The sequence below is a fragment of the Acinetobacter sp. YH12152 genome, assembly GCF_013418285.1.
Classification (GTDB): domain Bacteria; phylum Pseudomonadota; class Gammaproteobacteria; order Pseudomonadales; family Moraxellaceae; genus Acinetobacter; species Acinetobacter amyesii.
On sequence record NZ_VPCH01000047.1, the window covers coordinates 12,213 to 27,776 of the forward strand.

The following is a 15,564-nucleotide window of genomic DNA, read 5'->3' on the forward strand; positions in this document are numbered from 1 at the left end:
ATGACTATTGATTAGATTACTATTTCAAATTCGACATCAAGATCAGTAATAGCCCATAAGAAAGTCTTACAAAATTTGCATGCTATTACTTGAAATATCGCCCTCTATCCCACATATATAGTAGAGAGATATACGCGCTGTATGTTTCTTTATTGGTTCCAATCACGTGTAAAAACGTGATGATCATTGGAACAAGATGGTCATCTACATCTCCAGGTAGATGACCTTTTATCGCAGTCCACAGGCTTTCGGGGCTGCGTTTTTTATGTCATGTTTTTAAGACATGCTATTTCAAATTTAAGATGTTTTTCACCAAACCATCGATCACTTGAGCCATTTTATCTAAGTTTAATTTATCCATAGTATCTTGCTCAGTGTGATAGTGCTTATTACGATAAAATGCCGTATCAGTAATCATCATCGCCGGCATATCAAATTGCCAATAATTCATATGATCTGAAAAATCAACACCCTGAATAAATGACGGTGAAATCAAGCGTTCACATTGCAACTGCTTCAAAGACTCCATCGCCGCACAATACGATGAGGTTAAGTCACGAGACTGAATGTTCCCCACCGATGCAATAAAATTTGTATGCGATGGATAAATCCATTTCAACCCAACTGGATATTCTTGGGTAACTTTCGGATCAAAATAACCAATCATTTCCAGAATATACACACCTGAAATTTTATCCTTTTCCTTTGCTACCGATTTTGCATGGATAAAACTGCCCATCGACTCTGTTCTAAAATACGGCGGTTCTTCGAGGGTATAAAATACAAATTCAATATTTTGTTTTAAACGCGCTTTTTCAGCCGAAAGAATCCGAGCAGCTTCGAGTACACCTGCAACGCCAGAAGCATTATCATCAGCGCCATGCTGCTCCTCAAATACATCGTAATGCGCGCCAATGATCACTCGGTTGCTATGCCCTGCATTTAAGGGACAAACCACATTACGGTATGGTTGGCTGTTTACGGTATAGGTTTGAAAACGACAATTCACACCAAAAAAACGCATCTGCTCACGAATCCAAGCAGACACCCGATTTAACTCTTGAATGTTCTTATAGTTACGATATTCAGCTTCATTACCAATAATTTGCTCTAAATAGACTTTTAAATTATCCGGTTCAGCGGTTCTAATATTGTTGGCATACGCCGCAAATGAACACCATGCAAAAATTGAAAGCATTGCTGCTTGCTTGAGCAAAAATAATTTACCGTCCTGCCATGTTTTTTTCATTGTTATTATTCCAATTTTCATCTTCGATCTAATCTGCTTATGCTGCGTATTTAAACAGCAAGCAGAACACGATTTCAATTGCAAATTGTGTCTGAACATACAAAGCGCAAGCGAACCGTTATAATGCTCTTTTGTATACTTTCAGGCGCTGTATGAAAATTCGTATTCTGACAATCGGTCAAAAAATGCCAGCATGGGTTCTGACGGGTTTTGAAGATTATTTCAAACGTATTCAGCCATTTGTTCAAACGCAGATCATTGAACTGCCTATGGCTAAACGTGGCAAGAACGACTCAGAAGCCGACATTTTAAAATACCGTCAAATTGAAGGTGACAGCATTTTAAATGCCATGAAATCGAATGAAGTGCTGATCGCCTTAGAAGTCGGTGGTCGTGAGTTCAGTACGGAAAAACTGGCTGAAACCATGAAAGGTTGGATGCTTGAAGGCAATGATGTGGTTTTAGCCATTGGTGGGCCAGATGGACATTCTGAGGCGGTACGTAAAGCTGCAGCATGGCATTGGTCTTTGTCTAAACTAACTTTGCCGCATCCAATGGTTCGTGTCATGCTCATCGAACAGCTATACCGTGCAATGAGTATTAACCATAATCACCCTTACCATCGTGCGGGTTAATCCGAACTAACATCCAGCGTATACAGCAGTTACAGCGTTGCAACAATGAAACAAACCGTTGAAATTATCCGAATTGTTACGCTGAATAATATAGTGCATGATCATCATATTCCTTTAAACAACCAGCGGCGACCACGATGAATTTACAAACACTTCCAGGTTTATTTATTTCCCATGGCTCACCTATGCTTGCTATCAATCCTGAGCAAGTCGGTCCCGCGTTGGAACGTTTAAGCCTGAATCTTCCAAAACCAGAAGCCATTATTATCATGTCCGCGCATTGGGAAAGTAACGCACTAGAAGTAAGTACAAGTGCCCGTCCTGAAACTTGGCATGACTTCCGTGGTTTCCCTGCGGAACTTTATGATATTCGTTATCCAGCACCGGGTAACCCAGAGCTCGCAGAAGAAATTCTCCATTTGCTTGCCAATGCAGGATTATCTGCACATGCCAACAGCACCCGTCCGCGCGATCATGGCGTTTGGATGCCGTTATTGCATATGTATCCTGATGCCGACATTCCTGTAATTGAAATATCACTGCCGATGACCATGTCTGCGCAAGAGATCTATAAAATTGGACAAACGCTTGCACCTTTACGTGACAAGCAAATCCTGTTGATTGGATCGGGCAGTATTACTCATAACTTACGTGAATTGGCTTGGGATGGACGTGCAGCAGCCGTGCCTGAGTGGGCGTCTACATTCCGTAATTTTGTGGTCAATAAGCTCACTCATCAAGATTTTGATGCAGTTCTCGACTGGCAAAATATCCCGTTTGTACAACGCAACCATCCGACCATTGAACATTTTGCACCCATCTTCTTTGCGATGGGTGCAGGCCCCCGCTTCTCTATTGTTCACAGTAGCTTTAGTATGGGTTCGCTGGGTATGGATATTTATCGTTTTGATTAAACGTGAAATAAACTTGATAGCTTGACTTATTCATAATTTATATTAATAAGTTAACAAATTATTATTTATGGATACATTTTGCTACTTATTTGAGCTGAATGTATTCATATTTTTTTAAAATGAATGGGTTATGCTACAGGCTGAAATTCACTTAGAACAGTTAGCGTAATGAAATTAAAATATTTAGCGATCGCCCTCTTCCCTTTAGTCCTTGCAGCATGTCAATCAAGCGATATCCAAAAAGCTGGAGATTTAGCCGTGAGCGTATTACAACAACAAAATGCTGATAAAACTTTAGCTTCATATCAATGGAGCACCACCACTGAAAATGCACCAAAACCTTTGGTTTTAAATTTTCTAGAAAATGGCACTTTGGGTATTTCAACCAGCTGTAATAGCATGTCAACCCAATGGAAAGTGGAACACAATACACTTGTAACAGGCAACATTGCATCTACCATGATGGCATGTCCTGATAATGCGATGAAACAAGAAGGACTTGCATCTTCACTCTTTAGTGACCGTAAAGCACCTTTTGTTTTAAATACCACAGATCCACAAAATCCAACGTTAACGATTATTTCTGCAACAGGTGAGAAACTGGTTTTCACTGGAAAATTAACACCTGAAACCCAGTACAACTCACAAGGCGAAACAATTTTCCTTGAAGTCAGCCCTGAAACCAAACAATGTACAGGTGTTGCTCCACAAACTTGTTTGCAAGTGCGTGAAGTGAAGTACGATGAAAAAGGCTTAAAAACACAAGTTGATAAAGACTGGACTTTATTTTACGATCAAATTGAAGGCTTTAAGCACACTCCTGCAGAACGCCAAATTATTCGCGTAAAACGTTTTGAACGTAAAAACCCTGCAGCTGATCAATCAAAATATGCCTATATTTTTGATATGTCAGTCGAACGTGAAGCTGTAAAAGGTACGTTGTAAGTTACAGCCTATAAAAAAACCGAGATCAACGCCTCGGTTTTTTTATATCTTCACAACTGGAAACGCTGATCAGCCGTGCAAAGTTTTCAAATCACGATGTACTGTTCAGCCAATGCTTTAGCGATGTAAATTTAAAGCTACTACAAAAGCAAAATGCCCTGCCTGAATTCATCCTGAAGAATCGCAATCAACAGACCTATATTTTTAAAGGCTTACAGCGAATTGCCGATTTACGCGATTTTGAAGCAGAACAAATAACTCAAAAGACGTTGTTTTTCGTAAAAAATGGCGCCCCCCAAAACACTCTCACTTTCAACAATGGCCGTATGACATTTTTTAGTGGTTGTAATCGCATTGGCCGCAATTATGATGTTGAAAAGCATCCTTGGCGTTTTACAGGAGATGTATGGAGTACTCTGAAGTTCTGCCCACAATTACATCGGCTAGGGCTTCATATTAAACGTTTGCTCAGCCAACCCTTAAATTTTCACTTCAACATTATCGATAGCAAATTACAACTTAGGCTCATGAACACTGAGCAACAATTCTATATTTTCCAAACCATTCAGCCATAAAAAAACCGAGGCTTGAGCCTCGGTTTTCAGTTCAACTTACGGAGAACTTAGTAAACGCCTTGAGCAAGCATTGCGTCAGCAACTTTTACGAAACCTGCAATGTTCGCACCGTTTACGTAGTTCACAGTACCATCTTCTTCAGTACCGTATTTCACGCAGTTGCGGTGAATTTCTTTCATGATCGCGTGTAGACGCTCGTCAACTTCTTCGAAAGTCCAACCCAAACGAATTGCGTTTTGAGACATTTCAAGACCAGAAGTTGCAACACCACCCGCATTAGATGCTTTACCTGGTGCATAAAGAATTTTCGCTTCAACGAATTTCTCAACTGCAGCCAAAGTAGATGGCATGTTTGCGCCTTCAGCAACACAGATTACGCCATTAGCAAGAAGAGCTTCAGCATCAGCTTCATCTAATTCATTTTGAGTTGCACATGGCAGCGCGATATCACATTTGATTGACCAAGGGCGTTGACCTTCTAAATATTCAAAACCGTGCTTAGATGCAAATTCAGAAATACGGCCACGCTTAACGTTTTTCAATTCCATTACTTCAGCAAGAAGTTCAGTTGTGAAACCGTCTTTCACGTATACAGTACCAGCTGAGTCAGAAAGTGAAACCACTTTCGCACCTAAGTACATTGCTTTTTCAGCAGCGTATTGTGCAACGTTACCAGAACCCGAAATCGTTACAACTTTATCTTTAAAGCTATCGCCACGAGTTTTTAGCATTTCCTCAGCGAAATACACAGTACCGTAACCAGTTGCTTCAGGACGCGCAAGTGAACCACCGAAAGTTAAACCCTTACCAGTGAACACACATGCTGTGTCATTGCTTAATTTTTTCATCATACCAGCCATGTAGCCAACTTCACGGCCACCTACACCGATGTCACCCGCAGGGATGTCAGTGTTAGAACCAAGATGACGGTATAATTCGATCATTAATGCTTGGCAGAAACGCATGATTTCGCCTTCAGATTTACCTTTAGGGTCAAAATCTGAACCACCTTTACCACCACCCATAGGAAGTGTAGTTAAAGCATTTTTGAAAGTTTGTTCAAAACCTAAGAATTTAAGAATTGAAAGGTTCACTGATGGGTGGAAACGCATACCACCTTTGAATGGACCAATTGCTGAGTTGTATTGAACACGGAAAGCACGGTTAACTTGAGTTTGACCTTTGTCATCTACCCATGAAACACGGAACTGAATTGCACGCTCAGGCTCAACAAGACGTTCTAGCAAACCGTAGTCAGCATATTGTGGGTTCTTTTCGATGAATGGCCAAAGGCTCGTCATCACTTCTTCAACAGCTTGAAGAAATTCAGGTTGATGTTCATCACGTGTTTTAACGTAGTCTAGGAAGTCGTTAAGGCTGTTATATTTCAACACTTAATCCTCAGCAGATGTATGGATCAAAATTGATCACAATTTTGATCAAAGATATATTTTGGCGCAAAATATTAAATATCTTTTGTAACTAATCAGCAATAGTTTTTTTAAAAAATCTTTAAATTCTTTAAAGAACAGCGATTTAAATTGATTACTCAGATATTTTAGTTATAAATATTATTACTTTTAGGAATATTTTAATGAATTATTTTGCTCATTTATGATGCATCTATAGACCCATTTTTGCGCACAGCAATTCATACTGAAACATGCTAGAATTCAACGTCCTCTTTGGTTTTTCTCTGCCTTCATTTGTACTCGCGACTACCCATGACTTCTGAAATTTCCCTCATCCAACAAATTGATGCCCTATTGCCACAAACTCAATGTGGACTTTGTGGACACCGAGACGGCTGCTTACCCTATGCCAAAGCCATCAGTGAAGGAGAAGAAGCCAATAAATGTATACCCGGTGGTCAACCTGTGGCAGATTCACTAGCAGCGTTATTAAATCGTCCACACTTAACAGCAGAAGCCAGTGTTTGGCCCATCCAAAGTGATGGGCGCCCGCAACGGGTCAAAGCCGTGATTCGTGAGGATGAATGCATTGGTTGTACCAAATGTATCAGTGCCTGCCCTGTTGATGCCATTATTGGCTCAGGCAAATTGATGCATACGGTCTTGACGGATTTATGTACGGGCTGCGAACTCTGCATCCCACCGTGTCCAGTGGATTGTATCGACCTTGTCGAAGAGCTTGATCAAGTGCCATCTGAACCTGTTCGAATCGCAGAACAGAATGATTTACGTCGCCGCTACTATGCACATATTCAGCGTGAGGAAAAGCGCCGAATTCATCGTAAAGGCCCTATTGTACGCGCAGAAATTGATACGGAACTTTTTGCCCAATTTTCGACCCAGACAGACTCAGTACCGGTCATTGAAGTCGTGGAAAAACCTGCTACGCCAGTCGTTCAACTCGATGCAAAAACCACCATTGAACTTGCAAAAATTCGTACACAAATTAAGAAATTAGAAAAACAACTGAGTGTTCGAGACGATGCAAAAAAACGTGAGTTACTCCATACCCTCACGCAACAATTAACACAACTGCAAGGGGCTTAATCATGGCTGTTAAAAACATGACTAAGAAGCAAATTCAAACTTTTTTTGAACGCTTACGTGAGCAACGCCCCAACCCGAAAACTGAACTCAATTATAGTAGTCCATTTGAACTTTTAGTGGCTGTTACCCTATCTGCTCAGGCCACAGATGTCAGTGTCAACAAAGCCACAGATAAACTTTTTCCAGTAGCAAATACTCCTGAAGCTATTTATGCGTTAGGTGTTGACGGACTGAAGGAATATATCAAGACCATTGGCCTGTATAACTCAAAAGCGGAAAATGTCATTAAAGCCTGCAAGATTCTCATTGAGAAGCACAACAGCATCGTTCCGAATAATCGTGCAGATTTGGAAGCCTTACCTGGTGTCGGTCGTAAAACTGCAAATGTGGTGCTGAATACTGCTTTTGGACAACCGACCATGGCCGTTGATACACATATTTTTCGTTTAGGTAATCGTACAGGATTGGCTGTCGGCAAAAATGTTTTGGAAGTCGAACACCGACTCGTCAAAGTCATCCCCAAAGAGTTTATTGTTGATTCACATCATTGGCTGATTTTACATGGACGCTATTGCTGCATTGCCCGCAAACCCAAATGTGATGAATGTATCGTGTCTGATGTATGTAATTGGCCTGACCGTTTTGACTTTGGCGCATTAAGACCGATTAAAACCACCCAAATTGAAGATTAATCTCTTCAATTTCGGGGTAGATGGAATTTGTAAGAATCAATTGATCGAGTTGATGCTTAATTTTTATCTTGTTCTTTTTGTTTTTTATCAAGCTCTTGCTGCAGCTTTGGATGTAAGCGATATTGCTTCGGGCTCAGTTTAGCTTGCTCTGCTTCTTCCACTTGCACCTTACGCAACATTTTAAAGCTGACAAATAATAAGCCCAATAACACCGCTACAGCGATGATGACCATTATAACCAAAGCAAATTTCATAACAGATTCGCCCTAAAAGCCACATAAAAAAAGAGTCCCACTATGCAGTAGGACTCTTTGAATGTCAAAAATTCAAAAAAGCTGAATTATTTAGACTGATCTAAAATCGCGAACAAATCAGTTTGAACTTGATCGATTGGACGAAGACCATTTAATTTGTCATAAGTCGGTGCGTTTTCGCCAGAAGCTGCACGACCTTGGTAAAAACCAACCAATTGCTCAGTTTCAGCGTGGTAAGAACCTAAACGCTTACGAATTGTTGCTTCTTGGTCATCCGGACGTTGAACAAGGTCTTCACCAGTTTCGTCATCTTTACCTTCCACTTTTGGCGGGTTGTAAATGGTGTGATATACACGACCAGATGCTGGGTGTTGACGACGACCAGATAAACGTTGAACGATTTCTTCGTCAGGTACATCGATTTCAATTACGTGATCGATGCTGATACCTTCGTTTTCAAGCGCTTCAGCTTGTGGAATCGTACGCGGGAAACCGTCGAAAATGCAGCCGTTGACACAGTCAGGTTGAGCAATGCGTTCTTTTACAAGACCAATAATAAGCTCATCAGATACAAGGCCGCCATTATCCATGACGCTTTTAGCTTGTAGACCTAATTCAGTACCTTCACGAATCGCAGCACGGAGCATATCACCGGTTGAAATTTGTGGGATATCGTAGCGCTTACAGATCAACTGAGCTTGTGTCCCTTTACCTGCTCCAGGTGGTCCGAGTAATATAATGCGCATAAAAAAACATCCTCATTTTAAACATTGTATATGACGCTATGTAGTGATCTAAACCCAAGATTCAGATCATCTTCCAGCATCTAATTATAAGAAAGCCACAAACAAATGTATTGTACCCGCGATAAAACCGGTTACACCACCCAAGACAATTAAAATCCATTCGTCTTCCTGAAATGCAGGACGTAATAGATTTTGAAATTCTTTCGGTGTTAGCTCACGAATACGGTCTCTAAACATTTGAAAGATTTTCTGTGCACGGCTCGCATTAAACGCAGGGTCGCATACAGGCACCATCGTAATTTCAATTGAGCGATCGATCAAGTCTGTCTTGAGTTTTGCGTACTCTTTTGGACCTAAAGACAACTGTAATGAGGTACGAACCAGTGGAGATTCCATAATTTCATTAATATGACGTTTCACAATGCGACGGGTCTTATCTCTCTTCCCGCCATACATCATTTCGGTCATGATAGATTTTAACGTAATTAGGTCTTCTGTGACTACACTTGCGAATACATCTGAAACTTCTTCTTGGCGTTTCATAAACGCGCCTTGAACATTGTACGTTCCAATACGTGGAATCACAGGTTTAATCCAAGGGAATTTACGATCTTTAGTTAATTCAAACAATTGTAAATACTTAACGGGGTGCGGCTCAATGGGATTAAATACCATCCAGATGGCAATCCAGTTGGTCAAAAAGCCCCAGATTGCTGCCCAAAATGGAACCGTCCAATGCCAAGGCACCACAAACCAAACAACCATTTGGAAGATACCAAAGAACATCCCAATCAAGGCACTGATATGCCAAATAAAGTTGATTTCTTTTTGGCCAACTTTAAGGAACATACGTACCATCAAGAGACGATCCGCTTCCATTTGGCTCACCACCATTTCACGCATATCAACAAGTGACTCTACGTTCATGGTCAGTTCGGTCACGAGTTCTTTTAAGGTATTTGGCAGCTGTTTGTGTGCTTGGGCATAAATACGACGTTTAATCGAATACGGTAGGTTTTCCCAAAGCACCGCATTTCGGTCTAGCATGACTTCATCAATCAAATGCTCAAGTTCAAAGCCAACTTGTTCACCAATGATGCGCGCCATGTCCTCAGGATCCATTGCATCCAAAAACTCACGTAAGGAACCCAATTTAGACAATGTATTATCCGTAATAATGCCAGAAATACGTCCAGCTTTTCTTGGCACAATCCCCTGCCATCCTACGGGTAATGGACCTAAATGGAATCCCCAGAAAGTAATCGGGTAAAACACCATTTTCAGTGCCATCCAAACGTGTGCCCAGGTAACGAATGCGGTAACGGGGATAATACTCAGCACAGCCCAAAAATCGGGACGTTGCAAAAAGGTTTGCCACAATTCGTTAACGTACTCAAGCATGCATAACTTCCATATTTAATTTTATTCAGTGAGTGCGGTTATAAAATAAAGTTGATTATTTTCACTACAAACCAAAACTTAAAGTATATGAGATTTGTAGTCTCGGTTCGGTTTCCACAATCACATTACCTGATTTGTCTTCTAATTTTTCACCCGCACCCAAGCCTACACTAAACGTACTAATACGCTCGGCACTCAACATCACATAAGCAAGATCGATACCACCACCTAAACGCGCTTCATCTTCACCATCTACTTTCTTGGAGTCGATGTGGCCCGCATAAGCTCCGATATAATAACCATTTTTATCTTTGCCAGTGAAATGAACGGGGTAACGAAAGCCGACTTGCCCACCAGGTGTTTTATCATCGTTCAAGAAAACACCAGCTTTTGCATAGGCAATGCCATATGGGTTTACCCACTCACCATTCACGTGAATAATTTTTTGAGTAAAACCTGCTCCAACATTCCATGGTTGATAACCCTTACCTGTTAACTTTGCCTCAGGTAAAAATGAATTGTCATTGGCATGTGCGATGCTTCCGAGCATCATAAATGCAAGCAATGGATATAATTTATTCATTGTTTTCACAAACTTCCTTAGTATTATTTTTTGGAATATTCCTTTTTTATACGTTTCGACTTTAGCAGAATAATATGAACTGTTATACACAAAGCCCCATATTTTTCATGTCTGCAAAGTCAAAATATAGACTGCAATCACAGCAGAGTCTTTTTTATTTATCAAAAAAATGTCAGTTGCGCTAGAATATGCCTCTTCCGTTATTTTAGCTCTCAGTCTTTAAGTCGAACGCGTATGAAGCAGCATTATCCTTTAAAAAATGTCCAGCAAGAAAAGCGGATTTATCGTAATCGCGTGGTGATTTCGATAGGGATTGTCTCCTTCTTTATGCTGTTGCTTGTGGCACGTTATGCATATTTGCAAATCAAGAGTTATGAGACCTTTTCAACTGCTGCAGATCAAAACCGAATTCGACTGCAACCACTTGCACCTTCTCGTGGTTATATCTATGACCGTAATGGCGTGTTATTAGCCGATAATTATCCGGTTTTCTCAGCAACCATGAGCCGTGCGGATGTTGAAGATATCGATGATACTGTTGAGCGCCTAACACCCTTATTAGAGCTTACATCTGAAGATATCGAACGCTTTAAAAGTCGAATTAAAACCTCTAAAAAGACTGAACGTGTTTCGATTAAACTGAATTTAAATGAAAATGATATCGCCCGTTTTAGTGAGGTGAAATATCAATTTCCGGGTGTCAATATAGAGACCCAAATGACTCGCTACTATCCACATGGTGAACTGTTTGCCCATGTGATTGGCTACGTAGGTCGTATTAATGACAAAGAACTAAAAACGATTGATAAAGATTTATACGCTGGCTCAAACCTGATCGGTAAAATTGGCGTTGAAAAATCATACGAAGAACTTTTACACGGTATGCCGGGGAATGAGTCGGTTGAAGCCGATGCCTTTGGTAATGTGTTACGCCATTTAGGTCGTAAAGATCCAATTCGTGGTAATGACTTATATTTATCCCTAGATTATGGACTGCAAATGGTTGCTTCAGAGCAGCTTGCAGATCGACGTGGTGCGATTGTTGCGATTGACCCACGTACTGGGGAAATCCTTGCTCTCGTTTCTAGTCCAAGTTTTAACCCCAACTTATTTGTTACCGGGATTAGCAGTAAAGATTATTCTGAACTACGTGATAGCCTTGATCAGCCTTTATATAACCGTGCTGTGCAAGGGGCTTATCCTCCAGGTTCAACGATCAAACCGATGTTTGGTCTAGGTGGTATTCATTATGGTCTAGTGGACTGGAGTACTGCCATTTCAGATCCGGGCTATTTCACGCTTCCGGGTGACAGCCATCGTTTCCGTGACCACAAAAAAACTGGTCATGGCTCAGTTAATTTACACAAAGCTCAAGTCATTTCCTGCGATACCTATTTCTATGTCTTGTCCTATCGTATGGGCATTGAAAAAATGAATACTTGGATGCGTCAGTTTGGCTTCGGTGAAAAAACCGGTGTAGATTTACCAAGTGAAAGTACGGGGCTATATCCAAATCCTGAATGGAAGCTCCGCACACGGAAGTCCAACTGGCTCAAAGGTGAAACTATTTCTGTCAGTATTGGTCAGGGTGCATTTACTGCAACACCATTACAACTGGCGATGGCGACAGCCATTACCGCAAATCAAGGCTCTCATGTTACACCTCACGTTTTGCGTGAAAGTAAAGGTGCTAAAGTCCATAAAGTCCATAACGCCCCGAATGGTCGCATTCAATTTAATGGTAAGCCAGATGATTGGATCAAAATGCGTGATGCCATGATTGATGTGGTTCAAACAGGGACCGGTCGTGGTATTCGTACCCCAATGTATCAAATAGCAGGTAAAACAGGGACCGCACAGGTTAAAAGTATTGCCCAAGGTAAACGTTATAACGAGTCCTTATTGACAGAGCGTCAGCTTGACCATGGTTTATTTGTTGGTTTTGCCCCTGCGGAAAAACCTGAAATTGCCATTGCCGTCGTTTGGGAAAATGGTCGTCACGGTGGTTCTGCTGCTCAAATTGCGAAACCGATGTTTGACTACTGGTTATTAACACGTAAAAAGAATCCAATTCGTCCTGCTAGCCATCAAATTAGCGGTGGTCTTATGACTGCAGGTCTAAAACCAAGTGAATTACCAAGCGGCTCGAATATTTTATCAGCCGATCCAAATGCGAGCCCAACAGCTCAGCAGAACAACAGTGCCACTCAACAACCGAATAGTGTAAATACAACACCTCGTGCTGCCAGTGCAGCACATGCAACCGATGAGGAATAATTCATGAAAAATCAATTAAGAATCATTGGTGGTGAATGGAAGCGTCGTCAATTACCTTTTGCCAGTATTGACGGTTTACGCCCTACACCTGACCGTGTCCGCGAGACATTATTTAACTGGCTCATGTGGGATGTTCAAAATGCCAAAGTCCTCGACCTCTGTACAGGTTCAGGGGCATTATCGTTTGAAGCACTCTCACGTGGTGCAGCAGAAGCCGTTTTAATTGAACCTGATCGCACCCAAGCGAAGTTTCTCATGGACAATTTAGAACTCTTAAGGGTGAGCAAACAACGTGTGCAACTCAAAAACATGACGGCTCAACAAGCCATTCCTAATTTGAAAGATCAATTTGATCTGATTTTCTTAGATCCACCGTATAGTCTTGATTTATGGCAAGAACTTGCTGAATTGGTCGATCCCTGCATTGCAGACAATGGTTTAATTTATATCGAAGCTGATCGTGATCTTGCTCAGTTAAAGCTCCCGAGCAGTTGGCAGCAAATCAAACAAACCAAAGCAGGTACGGTACGTGCAGGCTTATATAAAAAGGCTTAATGTAAATGCACACAAAAAAGGACGTTAATGCGTCCTTTTTTATTACTTGAAAATCATTAAACCTGTGGTCGAAGTGGACGCTGGCTGTTAAATCCACCTGTGGTTTTAGCTTTATCCACGGGCGTTACTTTAGGACGTTGTTGCTGTGGTTTTTGCTGCTGGGGCTTACTTGTATTGGGTTTAGCTGGCGTCTGAGGCTTTGCGCTTGGACGATGCACATTTGACGGATGCTGAGATGAAGGTTTCTGTACATTCGGTTTATGCACATTCGGTTTATGAGTATCGTCTGGACGGCTATTCGAATTCGGTCGTGGTGAGTTTGGTCGATGTTGCGGGCTATTCACTCGACCATATGAACGGTCATAACGCTGACTTGAGTCATAGCGCTGTCCGTATGAACCACCATATTGACCTGAATAACCATATTGATTTGCATAGCCATATTGATTCGAATGGTATCGGCCATCATCAAATGGCGCCACGACACACCCTGTAAATGTAACTGCAACCACAGATAGCAAAGCAACTTGTTTAAGCATGTGTAGCACTCCTCTTTGATGAAGAGCATTTTCACCTCTTTGATGAAGAGCATTTTCACTTATCGAAATGAATTTAATTGGAAGTCTGTGTACATCTGCTGTATTTAAATATTCATGTTCTATTCATGATTTGATGTCCAATTTTGCTACATTTACTCAGTCAGCCACATTTATATAGAAAAATTCACTACAATAGCGCCACGTATTTCAAAGCTGTAATTTAATGACTTGGCTGATTTTTATTCTTGGTGCCATCTTTGCGGGATTCATACAAGGATTAACAGGGTTTGCATTCGCCCTTATCGCAATGTCATTTTGGGTTTGGATACTCCCCCCTCAAATAGCCGCACCCTTGGTGGTCTGCGCTTCAGTTTATAGCCACTTCATTTCATTATCATCAGAACGTAAAAGCATTCCGATCAATAAAAAAATCATTTATCCCTATTTAATTGCAGGAATTTTAGGTGTACCGCTCGGTACGTATTTATTAGACAGCATTAATCCAGATACATTTAAATTGGTTTTGGGCGCTTTTTTAATGTTTTGGTGCCCAATTTTATTTTTTAATCCTAAATTTTCATTCATCCAAAAATCAGGGAAATGGGCGGATTCTAGTATTGGATATATTGCTGGAATCTTGGGTGGTCTTGGAGGCTTTTGTGGTGCATTACCCTCTGCATGGCTCATGCTGAAAAATACACCCAAAGCAGAACAACGCTATATTTTGCGACATTTCAATTTAGCCATTCAGCTCGTTACACTCATCAGCTATCTGCTACAAGGAATCATCCATCGTGAACATCTGCCCTATTTAGCCGTGCTGTTGGTGATTATGGCTTTTCCAGTGATTTTTGGTGCCAAACTTTTTTATCGCATTTCAGAACGCCAATTTAAACATATCGTGTTAGGGCTATTATTTTCTTCAGGCTGCTTCTTGGTGACGATGAGTATCTCAACCTGATGACTCAAAACCAAAAGATATTTATCTAGATGATTCTAGAAAATCGCCTTCTCAGTTAGACATTCACATCTTGTAACAATGACACAGTTCACATTTAAATAAAAATTAGCCAAATGGTAAAAAAGTGATTAATTTTTCTGACGAAAATTAATAGAATATTGCACCTCATAATTTTGCTTAAAATAAAACCATGAAAAAGTTCATCCTGCTTGCAGGTGTAACTCTGCTTAGCGGCTGTATGTTTGGCACGTCCAGCGAAATTAAAAAAGCTGAAAAACTACTCTCACATTTTCAGTGCAATAATATTGAAAGTTCACATATGACTCATAGCTCGATTACAAGTTTTCATGAAGAAAAACTGGCATCAAGTAAACAAAAGGTCGTGTCATATATCGACAGCTATAAAGAAGGCGAAAAATTATTTCGTATCCCGCTCATTGATGTAGTTGATCAGCAATACATAATTTATAAGGCGGCATGTCAAAATCTGGGCGGTATCCATCCCGACTTTAATGATTAAAATCAATATAAAAATCTAAACAGAAGAATCTAAATAGAAGAATCTAAACATAAAAAAGGACAGCCGATGCTGCACTGCTGTCCCATAGTTTGCTTTAAATAAAAAAACCTGAGTCCTAACAGTTAAAATATGAGTGCAAACAAACACTTTAACGACCAGGATTCAGGTTTTGTCACATCAGAATACCGTATTTCATGAG

The 15,564-nt window shown here is 40.7% G+C and carries 17 protein-coding genes; 10 read left to right on the forward strand and 7 right to left on the reverse strand.

The window, feature by feature from the left end; genetic code table 11:
• Positions 1 to 286: 286 nt before the first annotated feature.
• Positions 287 to 1,249 (reverse strand): M20/M25/M40 family metallo-hydrolase, encoded by a 963-nt coding sequence (locus FTU83_RS13650; RefSeq protein ID WP_373685374.1) that lies wholly within the window; start codon positions 1,247 to 1,249, stop codon positions 287 to 289.
• Positions 1,250 to 1,401: 152 nt separating this feature from the next.
• Between FTU83_RS13650 and rlmH the strand changes: the two genes are divergently transcribed.
• The 4 genes from rlmH to FTU83_RS13670 all read left to right on the forward strand — a co-directional run bounded on the left by rlmH (position 1,402) and on the right by FTU83_RS13670 (position 4,318).
• Positions 1,402 to 1,884: a 23S rRNA (pseudouridine(1915)-N(3))-methyltransferase RlmH gene (gene rlmH / locus FTU83_RS13655; protein ID WP_078189858.1), complete on the forward strand. Its 483-nt coding sequence runs from the start codon at positions 1,402 to 1,404 to the stop codon at positions 1,882 to 1,884.
• Between the two features lie 137 nt (positions 1,885 to 2,021).
• Positions 2,022 to 2,798, forward strand: a complete 777-nt coding sequence (locus tag FTU83_RS13660) for a dioxygenase (protein ID WP_078189859.1) — start codon at positions 2,022 to 2,024, stop codon at positions 2,796 to 2,798.
• 168 nt (positions 2,799 to 2,966) lie between these two features.
• A complete protein-coding gene (locus FTU83_RS13665; RefSeq protein WP_180040690.1) occupies positions 2,967 to 3,743 on the forward strand; it encodes an META and DUF4377 domain-containing protein in 777 nt (258 codons plus the stop codon).
• 269 nt (positions 3,744 to 4,012) lie between these two features.
• Positions 4,013 to 4,318 carry an META domain-containing protein gene (locus FTU83_RS13670; RefSeq protein WP_257222630.1) on the forward strand — a complete coding sequence of 102 codons (306 nt, stop codon included), beginning with the start codon at positions 4,013 to 4,015 and terminating at the stop codon, positions 4,316 to 4,318.
• Positions 4,319 to 4,365: 47 nt separating this feature from the next.
• Here FTU83_RS13670 and gdhA read toward each other — a convergent pair whose 3' ends face one another.
• Positions 4,366 to 5,712 carry an NADP-specific glutamate dehydrogenase gene (gene gdhA, locus FTU83_RS13675; RefSeq protein WP_227591817.1) on the reverse strand — a complete coding sequence of 449 codons (1,347 nt, stop codon included), beginning with the start codon at positions 5,710 to 5,712 and terminating at the stop codon, positions 4,366 to 4,368.
• Between the two features lie 330 nt (positions 5,713 to 6,042).
• Between gdhA and FTU83_RS13680 the strand changes: the two genes are divergently transcribed.
• Together FTU83_RS13680 and nth are read left to right on the forward strand one after the other, a co-directional pair.
• Positions 6,043 to 6,837, forward strand: a complete 795-nt coding sequence (locus tag FTU83_RS13680; protein WP_180003967.1) for an RnfABCDGE type electron transport complex subunit B — start codon at positions 6,043 to 6,045, stop codon at positions 6,835 to 6,837.
• A gap of 2 nt (positions 6,838 to 6,839) precedes the next feature.
• Positions 6,840 to 7,529 carry an endonuclease III gene (gene nth / locus FTU83_RS13685; protein ID WP_180003965.1) on the forward strand — a complete coding sequence of 230 codons (690 nt, stop codon included), beginning with the start codon at positions 6,840 to 6,842 and terminating at the stop codon, positions 7,527 to 7,529.
• A 56-nt stretch (positions 7,530 to 7,585) separates the two neighbouring features.
• Here nth and FTU83_RS13690 read toward each other — a convergent pair whose 3' ends face one another.
• The 4 genes from FTU83_RS13690 to FTU83_RS13705 form a co-directional block, all read right to left on the reverse strand.
• A complete protein-coding gene (locus FTU83_RS13690; protein ID WP_180003963.1) occupies positions 7,586 to 7,783 on the reverse strand; it encodes a hypothetical protein in 198 nt (65 codons plus the stop codon).
• 86 nt (positions 7,784 to 7,869) lie between these two features.
• The gene (gene adk, locus FTU83_RS13695; protein WP_180003961.1) at positions 7,870 to 8,529 is read right to left on the reverse strand and encodes an adenylate kinase; all 660 of its coding nucleotides are present in this window, start codon (positions 8,527 to 8,529) and stop codon (positions 7,870 to 7,872) included.
• An 84-nt stretch (positions 8,530 to 8,613) separates the two neighbouring features.
• Positions 8,614 to 9,930, reverse strand: coding sequence for a hypothetical protein (locus tag FTU83_RS13700; protein ID WP_218945825.1), 1,317 nt, complete (start codon positions 9,928 to 9,930; stop codon positions 8,614 to 8,616).
• A gap of 64 nt (positions 9,931 to 9,994) precedes the next feature.
• Positions 9,995 to 10,513: a hypothetical protein gene (locus FTU83_RS13705; RefSeq protein WP_078192958.1), complete on the reverse strand. Its 519-nt coding sequence runs from the start codon at positions 10,511 to 10,513 to the stop codon at positions 9,995 to 9,997.
• Positions 10,514 to 10,747: 234 nt separating this feature from the next.
• On the opposite strand from FTU83_RS13705, the gene mrdA reads away from it, so the two are divergent.
• Both mrdA and rsmD read left to right on the forward strand, forming a co-directional pair.
• A complete protein-coding gene (gene mrdA / locus FTU83_RS13710) occupies positions 10,748 to 12,790 on the forward strand; it encodes a penicillin-binding protein 2 (protein ID WP_180089049.1) in 2,043 nt (680 codons plus the stop codon).
• Positions 12,791 to 12,793: 3 nt separating this feature from the next.
• Positions 12,794 to 13,345: a 16S rRNA (guanine(966)-N(2))-methyltransferase RsmD gene (gene rsmD, locus FTU83_RS13715; RefSeq protein WP_168378319.1), complete on the forward strand. Its 552-nt coding sequence runs from the start codon at positions 12,794 to 12,796 to the stop codon at positions 13,343 to 13,345.
• A 56-nt stretch (positions 13,346 to 13,401) separates the two neighbouring features.
• On the opposite strand, the gene FTU83_RS13720 is transcribed toward rsmD, so the two are convergent.
• Positions 13,402 to 13,884: a hypothetical protein gene (locus tag FTU83_RS13720; RefSeq protein ID WP_180106886.1), complete on the reverse strand. Its 483-nt coding sequence runs from the start codon at positions 13,882 to 13,884 to the stop codon at positions 13,402 to 13,404.
• A 223-nt stretch (positions 13,885 to 14,107) separates the two neighbouring features.
• Between FTU83_RS13720 and FTU83_RS13725 the strand changes: the two genes are divergently transcribed.
• On the forward strand, positions 14,108 to 14,845 hold the full coding sequence (locus FTU83_RS13725) for a sulfite exporter TauE/SafE family protein (RefSeq protein WP_180106884.1): 738 nt from the start codon (positions 14,108 to 14,110) through the stop codon (positions 14,843 to 14,845).
• Positions 14,846 to 15,035: 190 nt separating this feature from the next.
• Positions 15,036 to 15,365: a hypothetical protein gene (locus FTU83_RS13730; protein WP_078189873.1), complete on the forward strand. Its 330-nt coding sequence runs from the start codon at positions 15,036 to 15,038 to the stop codon at positions 15,363 to 15,365.
• The last annotated feature ends 199 nt before the right edge of the window (positions 15,366 to 15,564 follow it).

Bases quoted from the DNA above. Each gene is read 5' to 3' on its own strand.
- FTU83_RS13650 (WP_373685374.1), bottom strand. From the start codon at position 1,249: ATGAAAAAAACATGGCAGGACGGTAAATTATTTTTGCTCAAGCAAGCA.
- rlmH (WP_078189858.1), top strand. From the start codon at position 1,402: ATGAAAATTCGTATTCTGACAATCGGTCAAAAAATGCCAGCATGGGTT.
- FTU83_RS13660 (WP_078189859.1), top strand. From the start codon at position 2,022: ATGAATTTACAAACACTTCCAGGTTTATTTATTTCCCATGGCTCACCT.
- FTU83_RS13665 (WP_180040690.1), top strand. From the start codon at position 2,967: ATGAAATTAAAATATTTAGCGATCGCCCTCTTCCCTTTAGTCCTTGCA.
- FTU83_RS13680 (WP_180003967.1), top strand. From the start codon at position 6,043: ATGACTTCTGAAATTTCCCTCATCCAACAAATTGATGCCCTATTGCCA.
- nth (WP_180003965.1), top strand. From the start codon at position 6,840: ATGGCTGTTAAAAACATGACTAAGAAGCAAATTCAAACTTTTTTTGAA.
- FTU83_RS13690 (WP_180003963.1), bottom strand. From the start codon at position 7,783: ATGAAATTTGCTTTGGTTATAATGGTCATCATCGCTGTAGCGGTGTTA.
- adk (WP_180003961.1), bottom strand. From the start codon at position 8,529: ATGCGCATTATATTACTCGGACCACCTGGAGCAGGTAAAGGGACACAA.
- FTU83_RS13700 (WP_218945825.1), bottom strand. From the start codon at position 9,930: ATGCTTGAGTACGTTAACGAATTGTGGCAAACCTTTTTGCAACGTCCC.
- FTU83_RS13705 (WP_078192958.1), bottom strand. From the start codon at position 10,513: ATGAATAAATTATATCCATTGCTTGCATTTATGATGCTCGGAAGCATC.
- mrdA (WP_180089049.1), top strand. From the start codon at position 10,748: ATGAAGCAGCATTATCCTTTAAAAAATGTCCAGCAAGAAAAGCGGATT.
- rsmD (WP_168378319.1), top strand. From the start codon at position 12,794: ATGAAAAATCAATTAAGAATCATTGGTGGTGAATGGAAGCGTCGTCAA.
- FTU83_RS13720 (WP_180106886.1), bottom strand. From the start codon at position 13,884: ATGCTTAAACAAGTTGCTTTGCTATCTGTGGTTGCAGTTACATTTACA.
- FTU83_RS13725 (WP_180106884.1), top strand. From the start codon at position 14,108: ATGACTTGGCTGATTTTTATTCTTGGTGCCATCTTTGCGGGATTCATA.
- FTU83_RS13730 (WP_078189873.1), top strand. From the start codon at position 15,036: ATGAAAAAGTTCATCCTGCTTGCAGGTGTAACTCTGCTTAGCGGCTGT.